The following is a 23,724-nucleotide window of genomic DNA, read 5'->3' as shown; positions in this document are numbered from 1 at the left end:
TGGGATGGGCATGAAGACAGCAATCGGCTGGGCAAGGATGCACGCGGTCGCTGATGAAGCGCAGGGAGGATTAACGGGTGAAATAGAAGGGTGGCTGACGCGTCTTCGTAAGAAGAAACGCCGTCCGTGACTACGAAGGACGACCGGTGAAGGTTGGCCGAACGGCTAGGCACTGTCGAGCAGCTGCCGGCCCTTGTCGGTCAGCCACAGCCGGCGCCGCGCGCCGTCCTCGCGCAGCTCGATCAAGCCCGGCCCCGGCAGCGTCGGACTGTCGCCAAGCGCCGCCAAGAGCCGGAACAGCTCGCTCTGACCTAGGCCGAGCGTCTTGCAGGCGCGCGGCAGCGACACGCCGTCGTGTTCGGCCAACAGCGCGAGCAGGGCAAGGGCGTGGTCCTGATTCATGAGGCTGCGTGGTTCATCGGGCTGGTCGATTCATGCGACTCAGGCCGAGGCCGGGCTCAGGCGCACCGGGATCGACTTCGACGCCGGGGTGCGGGCCCTGTCGGCGAAGTTGGACAGCGGCACTAAGCCATTGGTCTCGGGGAAGTAGCTGGCGAGGCAGCCCTCGGGGATGTCGTATTCGACCAGCAGGAAGCGCCGCGCCACCCGCTCGCCGTCGTCCCACAACGAGGTCATGTCCACCCACTGGCCGGCCACCATGCCGAGCCGCGCCAGGTCCTGCTTGTTGATGAAGCAGACGCGGCGATGGCCGAACACGCCGCGGTAGCGGTCGTCCAGGCCATAGACGGTGGTGTTGTACTGGTCGTGGCTGCGCACCGTCATCAGATTGAACAGTGGGGCGCCATCCTTCGGCGCCGCGAAGCGCTGGCGATCCGGCAGCGGGTGGGCGATCAGCCGCGCGCGGGCGCCGGCGGTGCGCCAGCGCTGTTCGCGCGCCGCGTTGCCGAGGTAAAAGCCGCCCGGTACGTGTACCCGCGCGTTGAAGTCGGCGAAACCGTCGACCACCTCGGCGATCTTGTCACGAATGCGGTCGTAGTCCTCCACCAGCCACAGCCACGGCGTCTTGCTCGCCGGCAGCGTGGCGGAGGCCAGGCGCGCGACGATGGCCGGCTCCGATAAAAGGTTGGCCGAAGCCGGCGCATTCATGCCGGTGGAGATGTGCACCATGCTCATCGAGTCTTCCACCTTCACGCCCTGCACGCCGCCCGCCTGGCGGTCGATCTCGGTGCGGCCGAGGCAGGGAAGGATCAGCGCCTGTTCGCCGTGCACCAGGTGCGAGCGATTGAGCTTGGTGGTGACGTGCACGGTGAGACGGCAGAGGCGCAGCGCCTGGTGGGTGCGCTCGGTGTCCGGCGTGGCGGCGGCGAAGTTGCCGCCCATGCCGAAGAACACCCGGGCTTCGCCGGCGAGCATCGCCTCGATCGCACCGACCACGTCGTGGCCGTGCTCGCGCGGCGGGGCGAAGTCGAACGCCGCGCCGAGCTTGTCGAGGAAGGCCGCCGCCGGCTTCTCGTTGATGCCCATCGTGCGGTCGCCCTGCACATTCGAGTGACCCCGCACCGGGCAGGCGCCGGCGCCGGGCTTGCCGATATTGCCCTTGACCAACAGCAGGTTGACGATCATCTGGATCGTCGCCACCGAATGGCGGTGCTGGGTGATGCCCATGCCCCAGGTGCAGATGGTGGCGCTGCTGTTTCGGTACACTGCCGCTGCCTGGCGGATCTGCGCCTCGGAGAGGCCGGACGATTCTTCCAATGCCGGCCAGCCCTCGGCCAGCACTTCGGCGCGCAGCTCGGCAAAGCCGTCGGTGTGCTCGTCGATGAAGGCGTGGTCGACGTCGTCGGCCTCCAACAGCGCCTTGATGGTGCCCTTGACCACGGCCAGGTCGCCGCCGATGCGCGGCTGGAAGTACAGCGATGCGAGTTCGGTGGCACCGCCGGTGAGCATCTCCACCGGGCTTTGCGGATCGGTGAAGCGCTCCAGCCCCCGTTCCTTCAGGGGGTTGAACACCACGATGCGGCAACCGCGCCGCGCCGCGTCGCGCAGCTCGCCGAGCATGCGCGGGTGGTTGGTGCCGGGGTTCTGGCCGAAGATGAAGATCGCCTCGGCGGCCGCGAAATCGTCGAGCGTGACGGTGCCCTTGCCGACGCCGATCGCCTCGCTCATCCCGACGCCGGACGGCTCGTGGCACATGTTCGAGCAGTCGGGCAGGTTGTTGGTACCGAATTCGCGGGCGAACAGCTGGTACAGAAACGCCGCCTCGTTCGAGGTGCGCCCGGACGTGTAGAACAGCGCCTCGTTCGGGTGGTCGAGCGCGTTCAGCTCGCGAGCGATCAGCGCGAACGCGTCGCCCCAGCCGATCGGCAGGTAGTGGTCGCTGACGGCGTCGTAGACCATCGGTTCGGTGAGCCGGCCCTGTGCCTCGAGGAAGTAATCGTCCTGTTCGGCCAGCCAGCTGACCGAATGCTCGGCGAAGAATGCGGCGTCGACGGTGCGCTTAGTCGCCTCGGCGGCGACGGCCTTTACGCCGTTCTCGTAGAACTCGAAGGTGGAATGGTGGTTGCGGTCGGGCCAGGCGCAGCCCGGGCAGTCGAAGCCGTCCGGCTGGTTCGAATGCAGCAGGGTGGCTACTCCCTTGGCCAGGATGCCCTGTTCGCTGATGTGCTTGAACGAGCTCTTCAGGGCGCCCCAGCCGCCGGCCGGCTGCTTATAGAGTTTGATGCGCTGAGTCACGGTGTCGACGTGGATGATCGGTAGATGGTCCGATTATCGCAGATCGATGGGAAGGTTGGCCGAAAGGGTGCTATGAAGAGTGCCAAGACCAAGTGCATCAGCGGAGCATTAGTATGCCTATTGAGAATGACGGCGATCCAGTTCGCGGCCTGGGTTTTGTGGCTTTATATGCTGCGTATCTCGAAGAGCAGATTGATGATCTTCTCTTCTTGCTTGGGCCAGTCGAGGCTTTTCCAGAAGCAGAACAGCGTTGGTCGGTTAGCAGGAAGATCGAGAAAGCTAAACGAGTGATAGCTAGTCTAATGTTTGAATATCGCGACAGCCTGCGTGCAGATCTTGATGCCTCGAGGGAGTTATTTGAGCAGCGAAACGAGGTCATCCATGGACGGATTTACGCTGGGTTCGACCGACAGGATTTCTTGAAGTCTGGGCGACCAAACATTCCTGATCGAGAGATTGATGCGGTTGAGTTGTACGAGTTAGCCAACAATCTCGCTGAAATCTAGGCTGCGATACATAGGCCAATGATCTTCCAGATTCCTCGGGCTATTGATGCTTTAAGTTGACGCACCGTTATGACTCCAAAGGGCAGCCTTTCGGCTGCCCTTTTTAATTGATCATTCGGTCAATATTAATTACAGCGCCGCCAGCGCCTGCTCTAGATCCGCGATCAGCGCCGCCTCGCCCTCGATGCCGACCGATAGCCGGATCAGGCTGTCGTCGATGCCGAGTGCGGCGCGGCGTTCTGCGGGTAGGCCGGCGTGCGTCATCTTCGCCGGCACGCACACCAGGCTCTCCACCCCGCCCAGGCTTTCGGCCAGCGTAAACAGCTTGCTCTTGGCCAGCACTCGTTGCACCGCGGCCGCGTCTCCACGCAGGCGGAACGACACGATGCCGCCGTAGCCGTTCTGCATCTGGCGGCGTGCCAGCTCGTGCTGCGGGTGGCTTTCCAGTCCCGGGTAGAACACCCGCTCGACGCCCGGCTGCGCTTCCAGCCAATGCGCGATGGCGAGTGCGTTGCGGCTGTGCTGCTCGACGCGCAGCGCCAGCGTTCGGATGCCGCGCAGCACCAGGAAGCTCGGGAACGCGTCGAGGATGGCGCCGGTGGCGTTGTGCAGGAACGCCAGTTGTTCGGCGAGGTCCGGGCGGTCTTGCGACACCACGGCGACGCCGGCGATCACGTCGGAGTGGCCGTTCAAATACTTGGTGGCCGAGTGCAGCGCGATGTCGAAGCCGTACGCGAGCGGCTGCTGCAGCACCGGCGACGCGAAGGTGTTGTCGGCGACCGAGATCAGGTTGTGGCGCTTGGCGATGGCGGCCAGCGCGGCGAGGTCGGCCAGCTTGTTGAGCGGGTTGGACGGCGTCTCGACCCAGAGCAGCCGGGTGTTCGGCCGGATCGCCGCCTCGAGCGCGGCCAGATCGGCCGAGTCGACATAGCTGACCTCGAGGTTGGCCGAAGGCTGGCGCACTCGGTCGAACAGCCGCACCGTGCCGCCGTATAGGTCGTCGATCGCGACGACGTGGCTGCCGGCCGGCAACAGGTCGAGCACGGTGGCGATCGCCGCGAGGCCGGAGGCGAACGCGTAGCCCTGGCGGCCGCCTTCCAGCTCGGCGACCGCGCGTTCCAGCGCCTCGCGGGTGGGGTTCTGCGAGCGCGAATACTCGTAGCCGGTGTGCTCGCCCGGCGCGTGCTGGCGGTAGGTCGAGGTGGCGTAGATCGGCGGGATCACCGCGCCGAACGGGTCCTGATGCTGGCCGGCGGTGACCGACAGGGTGTGGAAGTCGCTCATGGGGATTCCTTGTCTGGCGGCCGCGCCCGGGTCGGGCGCGGCCGTTTTCGTGTTAAGAGGCGCTGAGAAACTCCAGCGTAGCGGTCCTGCTCGACACCCTGCCGCAGACAGTACAAGTAGTACGGCAAGGCCGGGGAACAACGCCGGGAGGGGTTTGTCAGTGGTTCTCGTGGCGGGTCACCCGCTGGCGCCAGTAGTTCAAGAGATCGGTCTGCGTGATCAGCCCGATATAGCGGTCGCCGTCGATCACCAGCGCGGTCAGGTCCTCGCTGAACACCTGCAGTAGGTCCTGCAGCGAGGCGTCGGGCGGCAGTATGTGCACCTGGCTCGTCATCGCCTTCGAAACCGGCTCGAGGAAGTGCTCCGGCTCGCCGTGCACGAACACGAGCAGGTCCCACTCGTCGAGGATGCCGACCACGTGGCCGTTGTCGAGCACAGGCACCTGCGACACGTCGTAGAGGCGCATGCGCTGGTAGACCGCGGTCAAGGGCTCGTCCGGCGTACACACGATCGCCTCGCCGCGCGCGTACTTGCGCGGGATCAGATCGGTGATGTCGCCGACCTTCGGCAGCGCCAACAGACCCTGGTCGAATAGCCAGTAGTCGTTGTAGAACTTCGACAGATACTTGTTGCCGCTGTCGCAGACGAAGGTGACGACGCGCTTGCGTTCGGTCTGCGCGCGGCAGTAACGCAGCGCGGCGGCGAGCAGCGTGCCCGACGAGGAGCCGGCCAGGATGCCCTCGTGGTGCAACAGGTCGCGGGCGGCGTCGAAGCTGTCCTTGTCGCTGATGCTGTACGCGGTGCGCACGCGGCTGAGGTCCGCCTGCGGTGGCACGAAGTCCTCGCCTATGCCCTCGACCAGCCAGCTGCCGGGCTCGCCGTGCTCCCCGGTGTTGACCACGTCGGCGAGGATCGAGCCCGCAGGGTCGGCGAGCACGAACTCGGTGGCGGGCGAGTGCTTGGCGAAGAAGCGCGACAGGCCGGTGAGGGTGCCGCTTGTGCCGACGCCGACGACGATGGCGTCGACCTCGTGGTCGAGCTGTTCCCACAGCTCCGGCGCGGTGCCGGTCTCGTGCGCGAGCGGGTTGGCCGGGTTGTTGAACTGGTCTATGTAGAACGCGTCGGGCGTTTCGCTCGCGAGGCGCGCGGCCAGGTCCTGGTAGTACTCGGGGTGGCCCTTGCCCACGTCGGAGCGGGTCAGCACCACATGGGCGCCGAGCGCCTGCAGGTGCAGGATCTTCTCGCGGCTCATCTTGTCGGGCACCACCAGCGTCAGCTTGTAGCCCTTGCGCGCGGCGACCAGCGCGAGTCCGAGGCCGGTGTTGCCGGCGGTGGCCTCGATGATGGTGTCGCCCGGCTTGAGCAGGCCGTCGCGTTCGGCCGCCTCGACCATCGACAGCGCGATGCGGTCCTTGATCGAGCCGCCGGGGTTCTGGCTTTCCAGCTTCAGGTAGAGCTCGCACGGTCCGGTGTCGAGCTGGGTGACCCTGACGACCGGGGTGTTGCCGATCAGGGCCAGTAGGGAGGAGTAAGACATGGTGTCGTCCTGCTGCTTGTGAAAGGGGTCTTGTGGATCCCGAGATTGAGTTGCGCTAGGTTCTACCAGCTTAGAACACCGGTACCACCGCACCGCTGGTAGCGGCTGTCGATGAAGCGGCGCGCGTCGTTCGACGTCAGCGCGGCGAGCAGCTTCTTCAGCGCCGGGCTGTTCCGGTTGTCAGGCCGCGCCACCAGGATGTTGGCGTAGGGCGAGCGGCTGTCCTCGATGAACAGCGCGTCGCGGCGCGGCTTGAGCCCGACCTGCAGCGCGTAGTTGGTATTGATCAGCGCCAGGTCCACCTGGTCGAGCACGCGCGGCAGCGTCGCGCCTTCCAGTTCGCGGATCTGCAGCTTCTTCGGGTTGACGACGATGTCGCGCGCGGTGGCGAGGATGTTGTCCGGGTCGCGCAGCTTGATCAGACCCTGTTTCTGCAACAGCAGCAGCGCGCGCGCCGCGTTCGATGGGTCGTTCGGTACCGCCACCACCGCGCCGTCGCGCAGTTCGGAGAGCTTGGCGATCTTGCGCGAATAGGCGTCGAACGGTTCGACGTGGATCGCCGCCACCGATACCAGTTGCGTGCCCTTGGCCTTGTTGAAGCCGTCGAGGAAGGGCTTGTGTTGGAAGTAGTTGGCGTCGAGCTCCTTCTGCGCGACGGCGAAGTTTTCCTGCTGGCCGTTGGTGAACACCTTCACCTTCAGCTCGATGCCTTCCTTGGCGAGTGCCGGCTTGATGTACTCGAGGATCTCGGCGTGCGGCACCGCCTCTGCGCCGACTATCAGCGTTTCGGCGTGGGCGGCCAGGCTGAAAGCCAGGCCGACGAGTGTCGAGAGCAGTAGGGTCTTCATCTGGTTATTCCCTCTGTATAGGCAGATAAAGGTTGGCCGAAAGGCTCAGGCTTGCGCCTGCAGCAGCTCGGCGTAATGGCGTTCGGCGACGTCGGGGTGCGAGCGCAGCCGGCCCTTCAGCATGTTCCAGCCCACCTCGTAGAACAGTGGATTGGCCGGGTCGGTGGCCGGCCCCGGCGCCTCGGCGGCCAGATGTTCGGGCAGCGGCAAGAGCGGCACGGTGGCGTCGAGCCGCGGGCCGAGGAAGAACGCGACCGACAGCCGGTCGCGACCCGGCGGCGGGCTGACCACCCTGTGCACGGTCGCGCGCAGGTAGCCGTTCGACGCCAGTTCCAGCGATTCGCCGATGTTGACGACGAAGGTGCCGGGCAGCGGCGGTGCGGTGATCCAGCCGTCGGCGGTCTCTACCTGCAGGCCGGACTGCTCGTCCTGCAATAGCAAGGTCAAAAAGCCGCTGTCCTTGTGCGCGCCTACGCCTTGCTCGTCGGCAGCAGGCTCGGCGAGGCCCGGATAGCGGATGATCTTCAGGTGCTGGATCGGCGCCTTGGCGAACGCGTCGTCGAAGATGTCCTCCGGCTGGTCCAGCGCGGCGGCGAACGCGCGCAGCAGCCGGATAGCCACGCGGGTCGCGGCGTCCTGCCAGCCGATCAGCGCCGGGCGCAGCGCCGGCAGCGCCAGCGGCCACTGGTTGGGGCCCTGAAGCCGGCGCCAGGCCGGCGCTTCGGGCGGCGGGTTCAGCGCCGGCCGTTCGGCGCCGAGGTCGAGCTGTTCGCGCCAGTCGGGCCGGCCGCGGGTCAGCTCGCGGCCGGCCGGTGTGTAGCCGCGAAAGTGCGGCGAGTGGACCATCTCGATCGCGCGCTTGTCGGCGTCGGGCAGCGCGAAGAACTGGCGCGACGCGGTGAGCACGTCGTGGATCTGCTGGTCGGCGATGCCGTGCCCGCTCAGGTAGAAGAAGCCGGTGTCGCGTGCGGCGCGGCGCAGTTCGTCGAGGAAGGCGGCCCGTTCGGCCGGCCCGGCGTCGAAGCGGGACAGGTCGAGCAGCGGCAGCGCCAAGGTTGGGGGCTGGCTCATGGTGACTCTTCCGGATAAGCGGCGGCCGATGCCGCCGCTGACAGGGGGGGTTAGAAAGCCGGGATCACTGCGCCCTTGTACTTGGTCTCGATAAATTTCTTCGTTTCCGGGCTGGCCAGCGCGGCAGCCAGCTTGCGCACCGCGTCGCTGTTCTTGTTATCGGCGCGGGTCACCAGCAGGTTGGCGTACGGCGACTTGGTCTCGACGAACAGCGCGTCACGCTTCGGATTCAGCTTGGCTTCCAGCGCATAGTTGGCGTTGATCAGCGCCAGGTCGACCTGGTTGAGCACGCGCGGCAGCGTGGCGGCTTCCAGCTCCTTGAACTTCAGCTTCTTCGGGTTGGCGGTGATGTCCTTCACCGTAGCGGTGATATTGGTCGCATCCTTCAGCTGGATCAGGCCGTTCTGTTGCAACAGCAACAGCGCGCGGCCGGTGTTGGTCGGATCGTTCGGGATCGCCACCGTGCCGCCTTCGGCCAGCTCGGCGACCTTCTTCACCTTCAGCGAGTAGGCGCCGAACGGCTCGATATGCACCGGCTTGCTGGCCACCACCAGGTGGGTGCCGCGGTTCTTGTTGAACTGGTCCAGATACGGAATGTGCTGGAAGTAGTTGGCGTCCAGATGCTTGTCCTCGACCTGCAGGTTCGGCTGGATAGTCGTTGAACACCTTGATCTCGAGGTCGACGCCTTCCTTGGCGAGCTGCGGCTTGATCGCCTCGAGGATCTCGGCGTGCGGCACCGGCGAGGCGGCGACCACCAGCTTGACCGGGTCGGCGAGGGCGGTGGTGCTGAGGACGAGGGCGGCGAGCAGGGTGCTGGCGAGGGTGCGTTTCATGGTCGGTATCCTTATTGTGTGGTCTGTGCCAGCGAGCAATGGCAATCCAGGGCCGCTCACGGGAGCGGGCGGACGAAGGTCGGATTGGGGGAAGGTCTAGCGGCAACAACATCGGCGGCCGGGGGCGGCGCCGAGGCAAGCCACGTTGGCCGAAGCAGGCCAGCGTGCTGGAAGAATGGGTGAGGCGTGAATCCTGGGTGCGTTCATCACTGTAATCCCGGGGACCCGGCCGGGTGAGCCGGGGTGATGGGGCTGGGCGTCCGAGTGGGGAGCCTGTCTGAGTCGCAGTGTATCCAGTCTTCAATAAAACAAAAAGCGATATAAATCGATTTTTAAATTTCAAAAAGGTATATAAAGGAGGTCTGCCAGGCGGTGCCGAGGCAGCGATCAGGAGGAATAGGCCTGCGCCCCTGGCGAGAGCACTTTCATCGGCTCACAGACGAACAAAGAGGCACCTAAGGTGCCTCTTTACCGAACGCTGACCAGCGGGTGTGCTACTTCTGCTTACGCAGGAACTCGATCACTTCCTTGGCGGTGTTCTCGGAATGCTGTCGCAGGATCTGGGGCAGAGGGGTGCCGGATTCGCCGCGCAGCGACGCGATGATTTCTTCGTGCTCATCCAGCGACTGACCCCAGCGCGACTGGCCGATGTTGGCCGTGCCACGAGCGCGGTACACCTTGGACATCAGGTTGTTGTAGACCGAGGTCAGCACCGGGTTGCCGGCCGTGTCGACCAGCTTGGCATGAATGGCCTGGTTGGTACGGAAGTAATTCTTCTTGTCGCTCTTTTGGTAGAAAGCGAGCATGCGCTGATGCAAGGCCTCGATCTCGGCCAGGTCGGCAGGGGTGATCCTCGAGGCGATGAGTGTGCCGGCGAATTCCTCGAGTGCGTGCAGCATCTCGAACACCGAGCGCAACTCGTCGAGGTCGACCGAGGTGACGCGGTAGCCGACGTACTGTCGGTGCGACACCAGTCCCTCGGCGACCAGCACCTTCAGCGCCTCGCGCAGCGGGGTCTTCGAGATGTCGAACTTCTCGCAGAACTCGCGCTCGTTGATCTTTTCGCCCGGCGGCAGCTCGCCGCTCTCGATCATTTCGCGCAGCTCGCTGGTGACGAGGCTCGACATGCCGGAGGTACGCAGGCTCTGCCGTTTCAGCTGGGTTTCCATAGCGCAAGACTATTTAAAGCAATACTGTCATCTTAACAGGCGAGCCGGATCGCATGGGTCTTCCCCCTGGTCGACACGGTGTTCCTGAACGCCGAGCCCCTCGACACCGAGCCTTACCTTCTGCCCGGGTTTCAGATAGACCGGCTTCGGCTTCAGCCCCATGCCGACGCCCGCCGGCGTGCCGGTGGCGATCACGTCGCCCGGCTCCAGCGTCATGAAGCGGCTCAGATAGGCGATCAGCTCGGGCACCGGGAAGATCATTTCCGAGGTGTGGCCGTTCTGGTAGCGCACGCCGTCCACCTCCAGCCACAAGGCGAGCACGTTCGGGTCGGCGATCTCGTCGCGACTGACCAGCCACGGGCCGATCGGGCCGAAGCTGTCCGCGCCCTTGGCGAGCGCCCACTGGCCGCCGTCCAGCCCCTGCCAGCGCCGCTCGGTGACGTCGTTGACGACGCAGTAGCCGGCGACGTGCTCCAGTGCCGTGTCCGTCGGGATGTCGCGACCTGCCTTGCCGATCACCACGCCCAGCTCCACCTCCCAGTCGGTGTGGGTCGAGCCCGGCGGCAGCACGATGGGGTCGTTGGCGCCGGCGAGGCTGCTGGTCCACTTGCCGAACACGATCGGCTGCTTGGGTAGTGGCAGGCCAGCTTCGGCCGCGTGGTCGCGGTAGTTGAGGCCGATGCCGATGAATTTGCCGACGCCCTGCACGCAGGGCAGGACGCGGGCCGGCCCTTCGACCAGTGGCAGCGATTCGATGGGCTCTGCGGCGAGATGGACAAACCAGGCGTCGGAGTAGGGCATGCCTGAAAACGCGGCCAGCAGCGCGCTCGCGTCGCGGATACAGCCTTGCGGGTCAACCAGGCCGACGAGGTGCCGTCCCTCCTGTTCGATATGGACGACTTTCATGACGGGCTCCCAAAGAAAAGCGGGCCATGGGGTGGCCCGGACGGTGATTAGAAAAGTCTGACGGGTTAGCGCCGGGTGTTCAACAGCCGTTCGAGCGGCTCGGGCAGGCCTTGGTTCGGCTTGGCCGGCGGTTGGGTGAAGCTGCCCTTGACCGCCTTCTTAGGCTGCAGCCGGATCAGTCCTTCGAGCTGGGTGATCGCGCTGGACACGCCGTCGACCACCGGCACCGGCAACTGGTCGCGGATCTCGCGCGCCAGGCCGGCGAGCGGCGCACCGGCGATGATGATGACGTCGGCGCCGTCTTCCACCACCACCTGGTTGCACAGCTCCTTCAGCCGGCCGGCATAGTCCTGCTGCACGCTGCCGATGTCCTTTAACGGTTCCTCGAGCGAGCGGATGCTGGCCAGCCGCGTCGCCAGGTGGCTGCGCTCCACCGTCTCGCGGTACCACGCCTTGATCCGCGGCGAGATCGCGATGATGGCGAAACGTTGGCCGAGCGTCGCGGCGGTCATCAGCGCCGACTCGGTCAGGCCGACCACCGGCACGTCGAGCAGCTCCTTGATGCCCTGCAGGCCGGGGTCGCCGAAGGCGGCGACCACCACGCCATCGTAGCTGCCGTAGCGCTCGGCCGCGACGCAGGCGGTCGCGTAGCCGCCGACCAGCGCCTCGAGGCGCGTCTCGATATAGGCGACGCCGAGCGGGGCGGTCGCGACCTCGATCTCGGTACCGGGCGACGCGCTGCGGTGTGCCTCGCTCTCGATTAGCGACGACACGCTGTCGGAAATATTGGGGTTGATTACCAGGATTTTCATCTCGGGCCTTTCGGTATCAGAGGTCGAGCAATTGCGGCTTGCCGGCCGCGAGGAAGCGTCCACGGCCGAGCTCGGGCTCGAGGTAGCGGCCGTCATCGACCAGGAGTTCGCCGCGCGACAGGCAGTGCTTCGGCCAACCTTGGACGGTGCGATTCTCATACGGCGTGTAGTCGACGTTGTGATGCAGCGCGTCGTTGCAGATCGTGACTTCTTGCTTTGGATCCCACAGCACGATGTCGGCGTCGGCGCCGACCGCGATCGTGCCCTTACGCGGGTAGAGGCCGTACAGCCTCGCCGGGTTGAGCGAGGTCAGCTCGACGAACTTGTTTAGCGACAGCTTGCCGCGCATCGCACCGTCGAACAGCAGCGGCAGCCGCGTCTCGAGGCCGGGGATGCCGTTCGGGATGTGCTCGAACGACACTTCCTCGCCGCCGGGCTTCTTGCCCTGCGGGTCGTCGTACGAGAACGGTGCGTGGTCGGACGAGAACACGCTGAACACGCCGCGCTTGAGCGCGCTCCAGACGGCCTTCTGGCTGTCGCTGTCGCGCGGCGGCGGGCTGCACACGCACTTCGCGCCGTGGTAGCCGTCCTCGCCGCCGAGGTCCTCGGCGGTCAGGTACAGGTACTGCGGGCAGGTTTCGGCGTAGATGTTGAGCCCGCGCCGCTGCGCCCATTCGATCTGCTCGATCGCGTCCTTGCCCGAGACGTGCACGATCAGGATCGGCACGTCGACGAGCTCGGAGAACGCGATCGCGCGGTGCGTCGCCTCGCGTTCGACCACCGCCGGGCGCGACACCGCGTGGTACTTCGGCGCGTGTTTGTCGGCGTCGGTGAGCTTGTCGGTCAGCCAGGCGATGCAGTCTGAGTTCTCGGCGTGCACCATCACCAGCGCCTGGTGGCGGCGCGCCACGTCCATCACCTCGAGGATCTCGCGGTCGCTGAGCTTGAGGTCGTCGTAGGTCATGTAGATCTTGAACGAGGTGTAGCCGGCCTCGATCAGCGCGGGCAGCTCGTGCTTCAAGACCTCGGGTGTCGGGTCGGAGACGATCAGGTGGAAGGCGTAGTCGGCGACCGCGCGGCCGTCGGCGCGGCGGTGGTAGTCGTCGACCGCTGCCTTGAGCGACTGGCCCTTTTCCTGTGCGGCAAACGGGATCACCGTGGTCGTACCGCCGCAGACGGCGGCGCGGGTGCCGGTGAAGAAGTCGTCGGCCATCTTCAGTCCGTCGGGCAGCGGCTGGTCGAGGTGGCAGTGCGCGTCGACGCCGCCGGGCAGCGCCAACAGGCCGGTCGCGTCGATCTCGCGGGTGCCGGCGGCGAGGTCGCGGCCGAGCACGACGACGGTGCCGTCTTTCACGCCGATGTCGCAGGCGAAGCGCTCGGACGCGGTGACGACGTCGGCGTTGCGGATCACCAGGTCGTAGAGGGTAGTCATCGCAGGCCTCTCATTGAACTTCGGAGAACAGGCGGCCCCAGCCCTTGAGCAGGCTGGTGTCGTAGCCGGCGAGCTTCAGCGACTTCCACACCACGGTCGAGATGGTGTCGTAGAGCGGAATGCCGTGCTCCTTCTCCACCTCGTCGGCCAGGTGGGCGGCGTGCAGGTTGGTGCAGAAGGTGGTGATCGCCTCGGGGCCTTGCTTCGCGACCTCGCGGATCTGCGCGCGCAGCGTGTCCTCGCTGACCTCGGAGAACTCGAAGTTCACCTTCAGGCCCAGGTGGTTTTCGGCCGAGCAGTCGATGCCGCTGTCACGGTAGTTGGCGACGATCTTGTCCTGTACGTCTTCGAGGTAGGGGCTGACCAGACCGAACTGCTTCACGCCGGTCTTTTCCAGGATCTCGTTCAACGCCAGCACCGAGGTGGTCGCCGGGATGCCGGTCGCCTCGGTGATCTGGCGGCACAGTTCCTGGTCCTTGTCGAAGCCGAGCCAGCCGGACGAGGTGCCGTTCCACGCGATCACGTCGACCTTGGCGTCGGCCAAGAGCTTGGCGGCCTGGATGATGTTGCCGGTGTCGAACTGGCCGAGCGCCCGGTCGGACAGCGAGATCTCGGTGACGGTGAAACGCGAGAAGTGGGCGCTGACGCCGGGCAGCTGGGCGACCATCGCGCTGGTGATCGGTTCGAGCGCGGTGTTGGAGGACGGGGTCAGCATGCCGAGAAGGACGCGTTTTTTCATGGTGTTATCTCTTAGTGCCGCCTCCGCGAGGGAGGCGGCTTTGTCGTTTAAACGGGGAGTTTCTTTTCGTAGTCGATGCCGTTGGCGCACAGCAGCAGGCCGACGCCGGCGGCAGCGAAGAACATCAGCGCCAGGAAGTAGGAGCCGGTGGTCTGCACGATCAGGCCGACGATGAGCGGCACGCTGATGCCACCGATATTGCCACCCAGGTTCATGATGCCGCCTAGCACGCCGACCTTATTGCGGGTGCCGAGGATAGACGGCACGCACCAGAACAGGCCGCACCAGCGCAGGAAGAACAGCGTCGACGACAACAGGATGACGACGGTGAGCGGGTCCTTGACGTAGGCGACCGAGAAGATCGACGCGGTCGCGATGAGCGCGGCGATGGAGAACAGCGTACGCATCACGCGGTTGGCCGAAGCGCCGGCGTCCTTCCACTTGTCGGAAATCCAGCCGCCGACCAGCTCGCCGACGAAGCCGGAGAAGAAGATGAAGAAGGTGGCGCCGCCCATCTGCTTGATGTCGAAGCCGTGCACCTTGTGCAGATAGTTGGGCATCCAGGTCAACAGGCCGTAGAACACCGTGTTGAAGCACATCCAGCCCAGCGCCATGCACCATACCGAGCGGTACTTGATGAAGTCCATGGTGCGGCCGGACAGATTGGCCGGCTCGTTGCTGTGCTCGGCGGCGTGAGCGGCCTCGACGTAGCTGGCTTCGGCCTCGTTGACCGACGGGTGCTCGCGCGGCGTATTGCGGATGAAGCGGTAGGCGAAGAAGCCCGCGATGATGGTGGCGACGCCGGCAATGATGAAGGCGAGACGCCACGAGTTCAGCGAGGTAATCAGCCAGGTGATGATGATCGCGCCCAGCGCCGCACCGAGCGGCGCGCCGCCGTCGAGCAGGGTGGCACCGCGGCCGCGCTCGTTCTTGGTCATCCAGTTGGCGTTGAGCTTGCCGCCGGCCGGCATGATCGGCGCTTCAGTCAAGCCCAGACCGAGACGGGTCAGCAAGAGCGTGGTGGCACTGCCGCAGAACGCGGCCAGCATCTGGGACAGGCCCCAGAACACGGTCGCGCAAGCGATCACGATGCGCGGCTTGTACTTGTCCGCCAGCATGCCGCCGGGGATCTGCATCATCGCGTAGGTCCAGAAGAAGGAACTGAGCAACAGGCCCTGCATGGCGGGGCCGATGTTGAACTCCTTGGCGATCAGCGGCATTGCGACCGACAGCGAAGCGCGGTCGATATAGTTCAGCGCGATGAGGAACAGCATCATCAGGAAGATCTTCCATCTGACACCTGTCTTGCCGGCGCTAAGCGCCGCGGCTCCGACTTGCTGCATGTGGTTTCTCCTTTGTAAGACTCGTGCGGTTTCTTTTGTGTGGGTCGATGCCCGATGCACCTGTGCAGTATATTCTTTGTAATGAATAATTACAAATAAGATAACTATATGAAAAATAATGAAATTTAAAAATTTAATGAGAAAGATGCTCGATGGGGTGGCCGTGGGGCATTAGGTGGCCACCTCGGCAGGGGCCGCGCGAATCGCTCCCGAGCTCATCTTGCAATATCATCTCGGCTTCTTGCCTTAACACCACCCCCTGCCGCTTTCATGACCGACACCCTTAGAGAGACACCCGAAACATCCGCCCTCAACGACTACCTGCAGGCGCACCAGGCCACACTGGTGACCACCGATGGCAGTTATGCCGTGTCGGTGCATGGCGAGATCAGCGTGGGGGGGCGCGTTGTGCCGTATCACCTGGTGCCCGATGAGGGATTCCTGGGTAAGACCAGCAAGTGGCGGCGGCTCGACATGGCCGCGCGTTTTGAGTTGCTGCGGGTACGCTGGAACTTGACGGCACGCGCACGACTGGAGGCGCAGCTGCGGCAATGTGCCGAGCGGGTCATGGCCATCGCGCTTGACGGCGAGCTGGACCCCGGTAGCGCGCTCAGCGCCTTCCAGGCCAAGTACGAGCGTGCGCAGGCGCGCTGCACCCTGGCGCTGGACCGGATCGCCGCGCTGCAGGGCAGCCATGCCGAAGCGCGCCAGGCCGAGAAGACCCGCGATGCGGTCAATCTCTCGCTTTACCCCGAGTCGTTCACGGTCGCACAGCGGATGCCGCGCCATTTCATCGCGGTGCTGGGCCCGACCAACTCGGGCAAGACGCACGCGGCGATGGAGCACCTGGCGCAGGCCAAGTCGGGGGCTTATCTCGCGCCGCTGCGCCTCTTGGCGCTGGAGAACTACCAGCGCCTGCTGGACGCGGGCGTGGCGGTCAGCCTGATTACCGGCGAGCAGCGCAAGCTGCACCCGGAGGCGACGCACGTGGCGAGCACCGTGGAAATGCTCAATCCCAACCGGACGATCGACGTGGCGGTCATCGACGAGATTCAGCTGCTCGACGACCCGGACCGCGGTGCGGCGTGGACGGCGGCGGTCTGCGGCGTGCCCGCCAGCACGGTGTACCTGCTGGGCGCGCTCGAGGCACGGGAGGCGATCGAATCGCTGGTCAAGCGCGTCGGCGGAACGCTGGAAGTGCGCCAGCTGCAGCGCAAGTCACCGCTGGAAATGGAAAAGAAGCCGCTGGGCTCGCTCAAGAACCTGCAGCCCGGCGATGTGCTGATCGCCTTCTCGCGCCGCGAGGTATTGAGCTGGCGCGATCAGGCGATCGAGCAGGGTTTTGCCGTGTCGGCCATCTACGGCAACCTGTCGCCCGAGGTGCGCCAGGCGCAGGCAGAGCGCTTTATCGACGGCGAAACCAAGATCGTGGTGGGCACCGACGCGATAGGCATGGGCCTGAACACGCCGGCGCGGCGGGTGATCTTCACCACGGCCAACAAGTGGGACGGCTACGCCGAAGGGGTGATCGCGGCCGCGCTGGCCAAGCAGATCGCCGGGCGGGCCGGCCGTTACGGTGCGCACGAGTCGGGCTTCGTGGCCGGGCTCGATGCGAAGACGCACCAGACCATCGCGGCGCTGCTGCTGCAGAAGCCCGAGCCCTTGCCCACCAGCGGCTTCTTCGTCGCGCCCAACCTCGATTACCTGCAGCAGATTTCCGCCGCCACCGGGCAGACCAAGTTGCAACCGCTGCTGGAATTGTTCACCAAGCACATCAACGTCCACGACGAGTTTTTCCTGCCGGCCAACCTGGCCGATCAGATGGAAAAAGCCCGCTGGCTGGACGCCTTGACGCTGACACTGGTCGACCGTTTCACGCTCAGCCTCTGCCCGGTGTCGACCAAGATTCCGATGCTGGAGCGTGCCCTGCAGGACTGGGCGCAGTGCCGCGCCAAGAAGCGCGCCGCGCCGCTACTGCGGATGGAGGGCCGGGGCGGGCGCAACGAGCTGCAGTATCTGGAAGACACCTGCAAGCTCTACTCGGCCTACGCCTGGCTGAGCTACCGCATGCCCGAGACCTTCCCCGATGGCGAGATGGCGCAATCGCTGATGCAGTCGACTTCCGAGCAGATCGATGAGTTGCTGCAAGTACAGAACACCCGTCAGCGGCACGGCCGGCGGCCGGAGCAGGCCAAGCGCGGTGGCGGTCGGTCCAAGCCGAGCCGGAATCGCTAGCCGAGTGATGGTTCCCTGTCCGGCGCGCCACCGGGCAAGGGGCGGGGTCTTTATCTCGCCCGTTTCCCCATAGAAAACGCCCCGCCAGCGGGGGTTCGGCCCAGCGGTGACGGCAGGGCGGCTCGTGGCCGGGGTTGGCCGAAGCGGCCAAAAAACAGCCGGCTGTTTCACTTCCATGATGCTCCCCTGAGTGAACGCTCGATTGAACTGCCATGGATACTTGCCCAGGCTTCGGTCGGCCGGGGCATGGGTGGGGCCTCTGCGGCCGGTTTCGGCCGACAGTGAGCCCAGGCGCGCGGTGGGGGCCGCGTGCCCAGACAGGGTTTTCAGGGGGGATGGGGTGAGGAGGGCGCCTAGACGCTGGCCATCTCGATCAGTGCATCGAACAGCGCCTGCTGCTGCTTGTCGCGCTCGGCGGTCAGTTCGGGGTGCCATTGCACCGCGATCAGCTCCGGCCGGCCCGGCAGTTCCACCGCCTCGACCACGCCGTCGGGTGCCCACGCCACCGGCACCAGCGACGGAGCCAAGCGGTCGATCGCCTGGTGGTGCCAGGAGGCGGTTTCGGTCTCGGTGACGCCGAGCAGCGAGGCGAGAAACGAATCGGGCGCGATCGTGATCGCGTGCGGCACCGGTTCGCGCGGCACCGCACGGTGCATCACGCTGACACCGACCGCATCGGGCAGGTGCAGGTGCAGCGAGCCGCCGAGCGCGGTGTTGACCAGCTGCAGGCCGCGGCAGATCGCCAGCGTCGGGACCCGTCGCTCGATCACCGCCCGCGTCAGCGCCAGTTCGGTGCTATCGCGCTCGGGGTTGAGATTGTAGATCTCCGGGTGGCTGCCGCCGTTGTAGTGCGACGGGTTGATATCGCCGCCGCCGATCAGCACCACGCCGTCGACTGCGTCGAGCCAGTCGTCGACCAGTTCCGGGCCGATGTGCGGCAGTTGCACCGGCACGCCGCCGGCCCGCACCACGCCTTGCACATATCCATCGGGAGTGTGATGACCATGGCCCGGCCCCGGGGGGTAGGTGGTCAGGCCGATGATCGGTTTGCGCTTATCCATCGATCTTTCCTTCCACGGCAGCGCGGAATATCGCGCTGTAATCGTCCGGTGACAGCTCCACCGGGTTGCCGCCATCGCTCGGGTCGAGCTTGGCCATACGGCCGATCTCGTCGGCGCGGCTGGCGTCGATGCCGATTTCGGCCAGGGAGTGCGGGATGCCCAGCTGCGCGCGCAACTGCAGCACCCAGTCGAAAAAACCGTCGAAACTAGTGTCGGCCAGGCCGATGTAATGCGACGCGTCGACCAGGCTGTCCTGCACCGCCGCACGGTTACGGTGCAGCACGTAAGGCAGGATGATCGCGTTGGCGAGGCCATGGTGGGTGTTGAACAGTGCACCGACCGGGTGGGAGAGCGCGTGCACGCCGCCCAGGCCCTTCTGGAACGCGGTGGCGCCCATGATCGACGCCGCCAGCATGTGCGAACGCGCTTCGATATCGCTGCCATCGATATAGGCTCGCCGCAGCCAGTCGTGCACCAGCTTCATGCCCTGCAGCGCCACGCCCTGTGCGATCGGGTGGTAGAACGGTGAACAGAACGCCTCGAGGTTGTGGACGAAGGCGTCGACGCCGGTGGCGGCGGTCAGGTGCGGCGGCAGGCCGGCGGTCAGTTCCGGGTCGGCCAGCACGATCTTCGGCAGCATCGCCGGGTGGAAGATGATCACCTTGCGGTGCTCGCTCTCGTCGATGATCAGCGCGGCGCGGCCCACTTCCGAGCCGGTGCCGGCGGTGGTCGGCACCGCGATCACCGGCGCGATGCCGGCCACGTGAACGCGTGTCCAGTTGTCGCCGACGTCTTCGAATTCCCACAGCGGGTGCTTCTGGCCGACCATCAGCGCGATCGCCTTGCCGACGTCGAGCGCGCTGCCGCCGCCCACGGCGACGATGCCGTCGTGCGCGCCGGCGCGATACGCGTCGACGCCGGCCTCGACATCGCGGCCGACCGGGTTGGGGCGCAGGTCACAGAACAAGTCGGCGACTAGGTTGGCCGAAAGCAGGTAGTCGGCGAGCTGGCCGATCATCGGCAGCCGCGCGAGGCCCGCGTCGGTGACGATTAGCGGGCGCTTGATGCCGAGCTCGCGGCACAGTGCCGGCAGCTCGTTGGCGCGACCGGCGCCGAAGCGGATCGCGGTCGGATAGTTCCAATTGCCCGATAGCTGCATGACTTACCCCTTGAGATGAAAGGATTTGACGCGGGTCAGCTGCGCGTAGCCGAGCACCGACAGCGACACGCCGCGGCCGGTGTCCTTGACGCCGGTCCACGCGAGCGCCGGGTCGAGATAGTCGCAGCGGTTCATGAATACGGTGCCGGTCTCGATCTCTTCGCCGAGCCGGATCGCCGCGTCGCGGTCGCGGGTCCAGATCGACGCGGTCAGGCCGTAGCGGCTGTCGTTCATCAGCCGCACCGCCTCGTCATCGCCGTCGACCGGCTGGATGCCGATCACCGGGCCGAAGCTCTCGTCGCGCATCACGCTCATCGTGTGGTTTACGTCGACCAGCACTTGCGGCGCCAGATACGCGCTGCCCGGCGCGTCGGCGGCGAAGTGGCCGGCCGGGATCAGCGTACGGGCACCAGCGGTGAGCGCGTCTGCCGTTTGGCGGCGCACGAACTCGGCGGCTGAGGCGCGCACCATCGGGCCGAGGTTGGTGTGGGGGTCGAGCGGGTTGCCGAAGCGGTAGGCGCGGGTCAGCTCGACGAAGCCCTCGACGAAGGCCGCGTAGCGGCGGCGCTGCACATAGATGCGCTCGATGCCGCAGCAGGATTGGCCGGAGTTGAAGAACGCACCGTCGACCAGGTTTTCGATCGCGGCCGGCAGGTCGGCGTCGTCGCGCACATAGGCCGGGTCCTTGCCGCCCAGCTCCAGGCCGACGCCGATGAAGCGCCCGGCCGCGGCCTGCTGCACCGCGCGGCCGCCGTCCACCGAGCCGGTGAACGCGACGAAGTCGATCTCCGGCGCGCCGACCAGCTGCAAGGTCGCGGCGTGGTCGAGGTGCAGGATCTGGAACACGCCGGCGGGCAGGCCGGCGGCGCGAAACGCCTCGTCGAACAGCTCGGCGACCAGCGGCGTCTGCGACGAGTGCTTCAGGATCACCGTATTGCCGGCGAGCAGCGCCGGCGCGATGGTGTTGATCGCGGTGAGGAAGGGGTAGTTCCACGGCGCCAGCACCAGCACGGTGCCGAGCGGTTCGCGGCGCAGAAAGCGCTCGAAGCCGGTCTTCGGCGTCGGCCAGATGTCGGCGAGGCCTTCCTCGGCGATGCGGATCATATAGCGGGCGCGCTCTTCCAGCCCGCGCACTTCACCGGGCGACTGCGAAATCGGCCGGCCGATCTGGCGGGTGATCGCGTCGGCGGCGCGGTCCTTGTGCTGCACCAGCCAGTCGACCGCCAGCCCGACCAGGCGGCTGCGTTCGGCCAACGTGGTGTTGCGCCAAGCGCGTCGCGCCGCGCGGGCGGCGGCTAGCGTCGCGGCGACCTGGCGGTCGCTCGCGTAGGGGCGTTCCAGCAGCACGCTGCCGTCGATCGGGGTGATAACGGAAAAGGTCTGGCTCATCGTTTAGATAATCTCGAAGTAGCGTTGCAGTTCCCAGTCGGTGACGTGGCGCTGGAATTCGCGTTCTTCCCACTCGCGGGTGGCGGCGAAGTGCTCGACGAAGTCGTCGCCGAACCAGTCGCGCGCGGCTTCGGACGCCTTCAGCGCCTGCGCGGCATCCCACAGCGTGCGGTGCAGCTTCAGGTGCGCCGGCGCGTCGAGCAGATAGCCGTTGGCTTCGACCGGCTCTTCCGGCTCGATCTGGTGCTCGATGCCGTATAGGCCGGCGGCGAGACCGCAGGCGAGCGCGAGGTAGGGGTTGGCGTCGGCGCCGGGCAGGCGGAACTCGATCCGCTGCGCCTTGGCGCTGCCGGGGATCGCGCGGATCGCCACGGTGCGGTTGTCGATGCCCCACAGCGCGCTGGTCGGCGCCCAGAAGCCCGGCACCAGGCGGCGGAAGCTGTTGACGGTCGGCGCGGCCAGGCACATGAACTCGGGCATCAGCTTCTGCAGCCCGCCGATGAAGTGGCGCATCGTGCGGCTGATGCCGTGCGGTTCGGCCGGGTCGTGGAACGCCGCGCTGCCGTCCGAGTGTTTCAGCGAGATATGGATATGGCCGCCCTGGCCGGAGTGGTCTTCGCTCCACTTGGCCATGTAACAGACCATCCGACCCTGTTTTTCGGCCAACACCTTGGAGAAGGTCTTGAACAGCGCGGCGTTGTCGGCGGCCGGCAGCGCCTTGTCATAACACAGCGCCGCTTCGAGCGCGCCCGGGCCGGTCTCCTCGTGGAAGCCCTCGATCGGCATGCGCATCGTGTCGCACAGATCGAGCAGGCTGCGGTAGAACTCGGTGTTTACCGAGTTGCGCAGCACCGAATAGCCGAAGGCGCCGGTGCCCAACGGCTTGGGCTGGCGATAGCTGCGCGCCTGCAGCGCCTCGTTGCTCTCGTCGGTGACCAGGAACTCGTACTCGAAGCCGGCCAGCGCCTCGAAGCCCATCACCCGGGCGCGATCGAGCACCCGGCGCAGCACGCCGCGCGGACACAGCCCCTCGAGCCGGCCGACCACCTCGCCCTGCACCAGGATCATATTGTCCTCGAGCGGCAGCTGGCGACAAGACTCGGGGATCAGCCGGACCTGCGCGTCGCCGTAGCCCTTGCCCCAGCCGGTGAGCTTGGTGTTGTCGTAGAGCTTGTCGCTCACGTCCCAGCCGAATATCACGTCGCAGAAACCGAAGCCGTTGTCGAGCGCCGACAGGAACTTGTCGCGCGACAAATACTTGCCGGCCATCACGCCGTCGATGTCGTACAGGCCGACCTTGATCTGGCGCAGGTTGCGCTGCTCGACCAGCGCGCGCAGATCCTCGACGGTTTTCACTTGCAGTGGGTCCATGATCACCTCGTTCTCTTCTCGCCATGCCGGTTGGGATGGAGGCGTGGACGCCCCTCCGTCATTAGGTAATAGAAATTAGATTTCATCGAATCAAGGTTAGTTTGTAATAAAACTTAATTTTTCTATGAGACCGGCGTGAGTGATCGCCTACAATCGAGAACAGGTCCCATCGACCGCCGCACCACCAGCCCGACAATAGGGAAGGAAGCCCATGGAAGGACGCCGTTCCATCGCCGAAGAGCTGCGCCAGCTGTTCGACACGCTGACTCCGACCGAGCGCAAGATTGGCCGCTCGCTGCTGGCCAACTACCCGGTGGCGGGGCTGGAGACGATCGCGATGCTGGCGGCGCGTGCCGACGTCAGCGGGCCGACCGTGCTGCGCTTTGTCGGCAAGCTGGGTTTCGACAGCTACGCCACGTTCCAGAGCGCGCTGCGCGAAGAGTTGGAGGAGCGGCTGCAGTCGCCTTTGGTGCGCCACAACCAGAGCGAGCTGGACGATGACGACGACTTCCTCGCGAGCCACGCGCGGCGGTTGACCGAGCTGATCCGCGAAACCGTGGTCAACCTGCCGCGGGTCGAGTTCGACGACGTGGTCAGCCTGCTCGCCGACAGCCGCTTGCGCGTCTGGCTGCTCGGGGGCCGGCTCACCGAGTCGCTGGCGGCGTATCTGGGGCATCACTTGAAGGTCGTTCGGCCGAGCGTCACCCACCTGCGCGGCCTGCCGGCCAGCTGGGCCGACACGCTGGTCGACATGGACAAGCACGACGTGCTGGTGGTGTTCGACATCCGTCGCTACTGGGACGAGGCCGCCACCTTTGCCGCGATGGCGGCCGAGCGCAAGGTGACGGTGGTGCTGTTCACCGACCAGTGGCTGTCGCCGATCTCGCGGGTGGCGCGCCACACGCTGGTCGCGCACACCGCCGGCCCGGCCGGTTGGGACAGCAACACGCCGCTGATGATGCTGGTCGACGCGGTGATCGCCGCGCTGAACGCGCGCAACTGGTTGGGCATCAGCGCGCGGCTGCAGGAACTGGAGACGATGCGCGGGCGGCTGGGCGAGCAGGAGGCGGCCGAGGCTACGCCAATGTGGGCGGTCCGGCAGGGCTGAGCGGTTTCGGAGCGAGACAGAGAACGCCGACCGGGCAGACCGGTCGGCGTTCTGCTTTTTGCGGTGGTTCCCGGCATAGATCTTGCGTTGGAGCAGGGTGTGGTGCGGCTTCGAACCGCGGCGCCACCAGACCCTCACCCCGGCCCTCGGCCACCGACCGGAGTTCCGCCATGCCCCCATCGTCACGCACGCCCGTCACCGGTTCCGACGCACCGTAGCAGCGCCA

General features: G+C 66.0%; 19 protein-coding genes and 1 pseudogene. 3 read left to right on the top strand and 17 right to left on the bottom strand.

The window, feature by feature from the left end; translation table 11 throughout:
- Nucleotides 1–165 precede the first annotated feature (165 nt).
- Nucleotides 166–402: a helix-turn-helix domain-containing protein gene (locus tag ACZ2IA_RS02765; RefSeq protein WP_470291037.1), complete on the bottom strand. Its 237-nt coding sequence runs from the start codon at nt 400–402 to the stop codon at nt 166–168.
- Between the two features lie 39 nt (nt 403–441).
- Nucleotides 442–2,694 carry an FdhF/YdeP family oxidoreductase gene (locus tag ACZ2IA_RS02760; RefSeq protein ID WP_470291036.1) on the bottom strand — a complete coding sequence of 751 codons (2,253 nt, stop codon included), beginning with the start codon at nt 2,692–2,694 and terminating at the stop codon, nt 442–444.
- Nucleotides 2,695–2,807: 113 nt separating this feature from the next.
- Between ACZ2IA_RS02760 and ACZ2IA_RS02755 the strand changes: the two genes are divergently transcribed.
- Nucleotides 2,808–3,200, top strand: a complete 393-nt coding sequence (locus ACZ2IA_RS02755; protein WP_470291035.1) for a hypothetical protein — start codon at nt 2,808–2,810, stop codon at nt 3,198–3,200.
- Between the two features lie 129 nt (nt 3,201–3,329).
- Here ACZ2IA_RS02755 and ACZ2IA_RS02750 read toward each other — a convergent pair whose 3' ends face one another.
- The 11 genes and pseudogenes from ACZ2IA_RS02750 to ACZ2IA_RS02700 all read right to left on the bottom strand — a co-directional run bounded on the left by ACZ2IA_RS02750 (nt 3,330) and on the right by ACZ2IA_RS02700 (nt 15,175).
- Nucleotides 3,330–4,484 carry a trans-sulfuration enzyme family protein gene (locus ACZ2IA_RS02750; RefSeq protein WP_470291034.1) on the bottom strand — a complete coding sequence of 385 codons (1,155 nt, stop codon included), beginning with the start codon at nt 4,482–4,484 and terminating at the stop codon, nt 3,330–3,332.
- Nucleotides 4,485–4,641: 157 nt separating this feature from the next.
- On the bottom strand, nt 4,642–6,021 hold the full coding sequence (locus ACZ2IA_RS02745; protein ID WP_470291033.1) for a pyridoxal-phosphate dependent enzyme: 1,380 nt from the start codon (nt 6,019–6,021) through the stop codon (nt 4,642–4,644).
- 62 nt (nt 6,022–6,083) lie between these two features.
- Nucleotides 6,084–6,869, bottom strand: a complete 786-nt coding sequence (locus ACZ2IA_RS02740) for a MetQ/NlpA family ABC transporter substrate-binding protein (RefSeq protein WP_470291032.1) — start codon at nt 6,867–6,869, stop codon at nt 6,084–6,086.
- Nucleotides 6,870–6,914: 45 nt separating this feature from the next.
- Nucleotides 6,915–7,940, bottom strand: coding sequence for an isopenicillin N synthase family dioxygenase (locus ACZ2IA_RS02735; RefSeq protein WP_470291031.1), 1,026 nt, complete (start codon nt 7,938–7,940; stop codon nt 6,915–6,917).
- Nucleotides 7,941–7,990: 50 nt separating this feature from the next.
- Nucleotides 7,991–8,774 (bottom strand): annotated as a pseudogene (locus tag ACZ2IA_RS02730) (MetQ/NlpA family ABC transporter substrate-binding protein).
- 494 nt (nt 8,775–9,268) lie between these two features.
- A complete protein-coding gene (locus tag ACZ2IA_RS02725) occupies nt 9,269–9,943 on the bottom strand; it encodes a GntR family transcriptional regulator (protein WP_470291030.1) in 675 nt (224 codons plus the stop codon).
- A 27-nt stretch (nt 9,944–9,970) separates the two neighbouring features.
- Nucleotides 9,971–10,849, bottom strand: a complete 879-nt coding sequence (locus tag ACZ2IA_RS02720) for a fumarylacetoacetate hydrolase family protein (protein ID WP_470291029.1) — start codon at nt 10,847–10,849, stop codon at nt 9,971–9,973.
- Between the two features lie 65 nt (nt 10,850–10,914).
- The gene (locus ACZ2IA_RS02715) at nt 10,915–11,661 is read right to left on the bottom strand and encodes an aspartate/glutamate racemase family protein (protein ID WP_470291028.1); all 747 of its coding nucleotides are present in this window, start codon (nt 11,659–11,661) and stop codon (nt 10,915–10,917) included.
- A 16-nt stretch (nt 11,662–11,677) separates the two neighbouring features.
- On the bottom strand, nt 11,678–13,093 hold the full coding sequence (gene hydA / locus ACZ2IA_RS02710; RefSeq protein ID WP_470291027.1) for a dihydropyrimidinase: 1,416 nt from the start codon (nt 13,091–13,093) through the stop codon (nt 11,678–11,680).
- A gap of 10 nt (nt 13,094–13,103) precedes the next feature.
- Nucleotides 13,104–13,832: a maleate cis-trans isomerase family protein gene (locus ACZ2IA_RS02705; RefSeq protein ID WP_470291026.1), complete on the bottom strand. Its 729-nt coding sequence runs from the start codon at nt 13,830–13,832 to the stop codon at nt 13,104–13,106.
- Between the two features lie 47 nt (nt 13,833–13,879).
- Entirely contained in the window at nt 13,880–15,175 is a 1,296-nt protein-coding gene (locus ACZ2IA_RS02700; RefSeq protein WP_470291025.1) for an MFS transporter, read from the bottom strand.
- 270 nt (nt 15,176–15,445) lie between these two features.
- On the opposite strand from ACZ2IA_RS02700, the gene ACZ2IA_RS02695 reads away from it, so the two are divergent.
- Nucleotides 15,446–17,410, top strand: coding sequence for an SUV3 domain-containing protein (locus ACZ2IA_RS02695; protein WP_470291024.1), 1,965 nt, complete (start codon nt 15,446–15,448; stop codon nt 17,408–17,410).
- 353 nt (nt 17,411–17,763) lie between these two features.
- On the opposite strand, the gene ACZ2IA_RS02690 is transcribed toward ACZ2IA_RS02695, so the two are convergent.
- From ACZ2IA_RS02690 to ACZ2IA_RS02675, 4 genes are read right to left on the bottom strand one after another with little or no spacing between them, the layout of a single operon-like run.
- The gene (locus ACZ2IA_RS02690) at nt 17,764–18,471 is read right to left on the bottom strand and encodes a gamma-glutamyl-gamma-aminobutyrate hydrolase family protein (protein WP_470291023.1); all 708 of its coding nucleotides are present in this window, start codon (nt 18,469–18,471) and stop codon (nt 17,764–17,766) included.
- A complete protein-coding gene (locus ACZ2IA_RS02685; RefSeq protein WP_470291022.1) occupies nt 18,464–19,630 on the bottom strand; it encodes an iron-containing alcohol dehydrogenase in 1,167 nt (388 codons plus the stop codon). Before ACZ2IA_RS02685 ends, ACZ2IA_RS02690 begins: the two co-directional genes overlap by 8 nt.
- A gap of 3 nt (nt 19,631–19,633) precedes the next feature.
- Nucleotides 19,634–21,019, bottom strand: coding sequence for an aldehyde dehydrogenase family protein (locus ACZ2IA_RS02680; protein WP_470291021.1), 1,386 nt, complete (start codon nt 21,017–21,019; stop codon nt 19,634–19,636).
- A gap of 3 nt (nt 21,020–21,022) precedes the next feature.
- Nucleotides 21,023–22,390, bottom strand: coding sequence for a glutamine synthetase family protein (locus ACZ2IA_RS02675; RefSeq protein WP_470291020.1), 1,368 nt, complete (start codon nt 22,388–22,390; stop codon nt 21,023–21,025).
- A gap of 211 nt (nt 22,391–22,601) precedes the next feature.
- Here ACZ2IA_RS02675 and ACZ2IA_RS02670 point away from each other — a divergent pair, with 211 nt between their 5' ends.
- Nucleotides 22,602–23,498, top strand: a complete 897-nt coding sequence (locus tag ACZ2IA_RS02670; protein WP_470291019.1) for a MurR/RpiR family transcriptional regulator — start codon at nt 22,602–22,604, stop codon at nt 23,496–23,498.
- Nucleotides 23,499–23,724: the final 226 nt, after the last annotated feature.

It is taken from the genome of Crenobacter sp. CS_VA4 (assembly GCF_055597485.1).
This window is presented reverse-complemented; position numbering and strand designations above follow the sequence as displayed.

Coding starts and splice junctions, on each gene's coding strand:
- ACZ2IA_RS02765 (WP_470291037.1), bottom strand. CDS start 402: ATGAATCAGGACCACGCCCTTGCCCTGCTCGCGCTGTTGGCCGAACAC.
- ACZ2IA_RS02755 (WP_470291035.1), top strand. CDS start 2,808: ATGCCTATTGAGAATGACGGCGATCCAGTTCGCGGCCTGGGTTTTGTG.
- ACZ2IA_RS02750 (WP_470291034.1), bottom strand. CDS start 4,484: ATGAGCGACTTCCACACCCTGTCGGTCACCGCCGGCCAGCATCAGGAC.
- ACZ2IA_RS02745 (WP_470291033.1), bottom strand. CDS start 6,021: ATGTCTTACTCCTCCCTACTGGCCCTGATCGGCAACACCCCGGTCGTC.
- ACZ2IA_RS02740 (WP_470291032.1), bottom strand. CDS start 6,869: ATGAAGACCCTACTGCTCTCGACACTCGTCGGCCTGGCTTTCAGCCTG.
- ACZ2IA_RS02735 (WP_470291031.1), bottom strand. CDS start 7,940: ATGAGCCAGCCCCCAACCTTGGCGCTGCCGCTGCTCGACCTGTCCCGC.
- ACZ2IA_RS02725 (WP_470291030.1), bottom strand. CDS start 9,943: ATGGAAACCCAGCTGAAACGGCAGAGCCTGCGTACCTCCGGCATGTCG.
- ACZ2IA_RS02720 (WP_470291029.1), bottom strand. CDS start 10,849: ATGAAAGTCGTCCATATCGAACAGGAGGGACGGCACCTCGTCGGCCTG.
- ACZ2IA_RS02715 (WP_470291028.1), bottom strand. CDS start 11,661: ATGAAAATCCTGGTAATCAACCCCAATATTTCCGACAGCGTGTCGTCG.
- hydA (WP_470291027.1), bottom strand. CDS start 13,093: ATGACTACCCTCTACGACCTGGTGATCCGCAACGCCGACGTCGTCACC.
- ACZ2IA_RS02705 (WP_470291026.1), bottom strand. CDS start 13,832: ATGAAAAAACGCGTCCTTCTCGGCATGCTGACCCCGTCCTCCAACACC.
- ACZ2IA_RS02700 (WP_470291025.1), bottom strand. CDS start 15,175: ATGCAGCAAGTCGGAGCCGCGGCGCTTAGCGCCGGCAAGACAGGTGTC.
- ACZ2IA_RS02695 (WP_470291024.1), top strand. CDS start 15,446: ATGACCGACACCCTTAGAGAGACACCCGAAACATCCGCCCTCAACGAC.
- ACZ2IA_RS02690 (WP_470291023.1), bottom strand. CDS start 18,471: ATGGATAAGCGCAAACCGATCATCGGCCTGACCACCTACCCCCCGGGG.
- ACZ2IA_RS02685 (WP_470291022.1), bottom strand. CDS start 19,630: ATGCAGCTATCGGGCAATTGGAACTATCCGACCGCGATCCGCTTCGGC.
- ACZ2IA_RS02680 (WP_470291021.1), bottom strand. CDS start 21,019: ATGAGCCAGACCTTTTCCGTTATCACCCCGATCGACGGCAGCGTGCTG.
- ACZ2IA_RS02675 (WP_470291020.1), bottom strand. CDS start 22,390: ATGGACCCACTGCAAGTGAAAACCGTCGAGGATCTGCGCGCGCTGGTC.
- ACZ2IA_RS02670 (WP_470291019.1), top strand. CDS start 22,602: ATGGAAGGACGCCGTTCCATCGCCGAAGAGCTGCGCCAGCTGTTCGAC.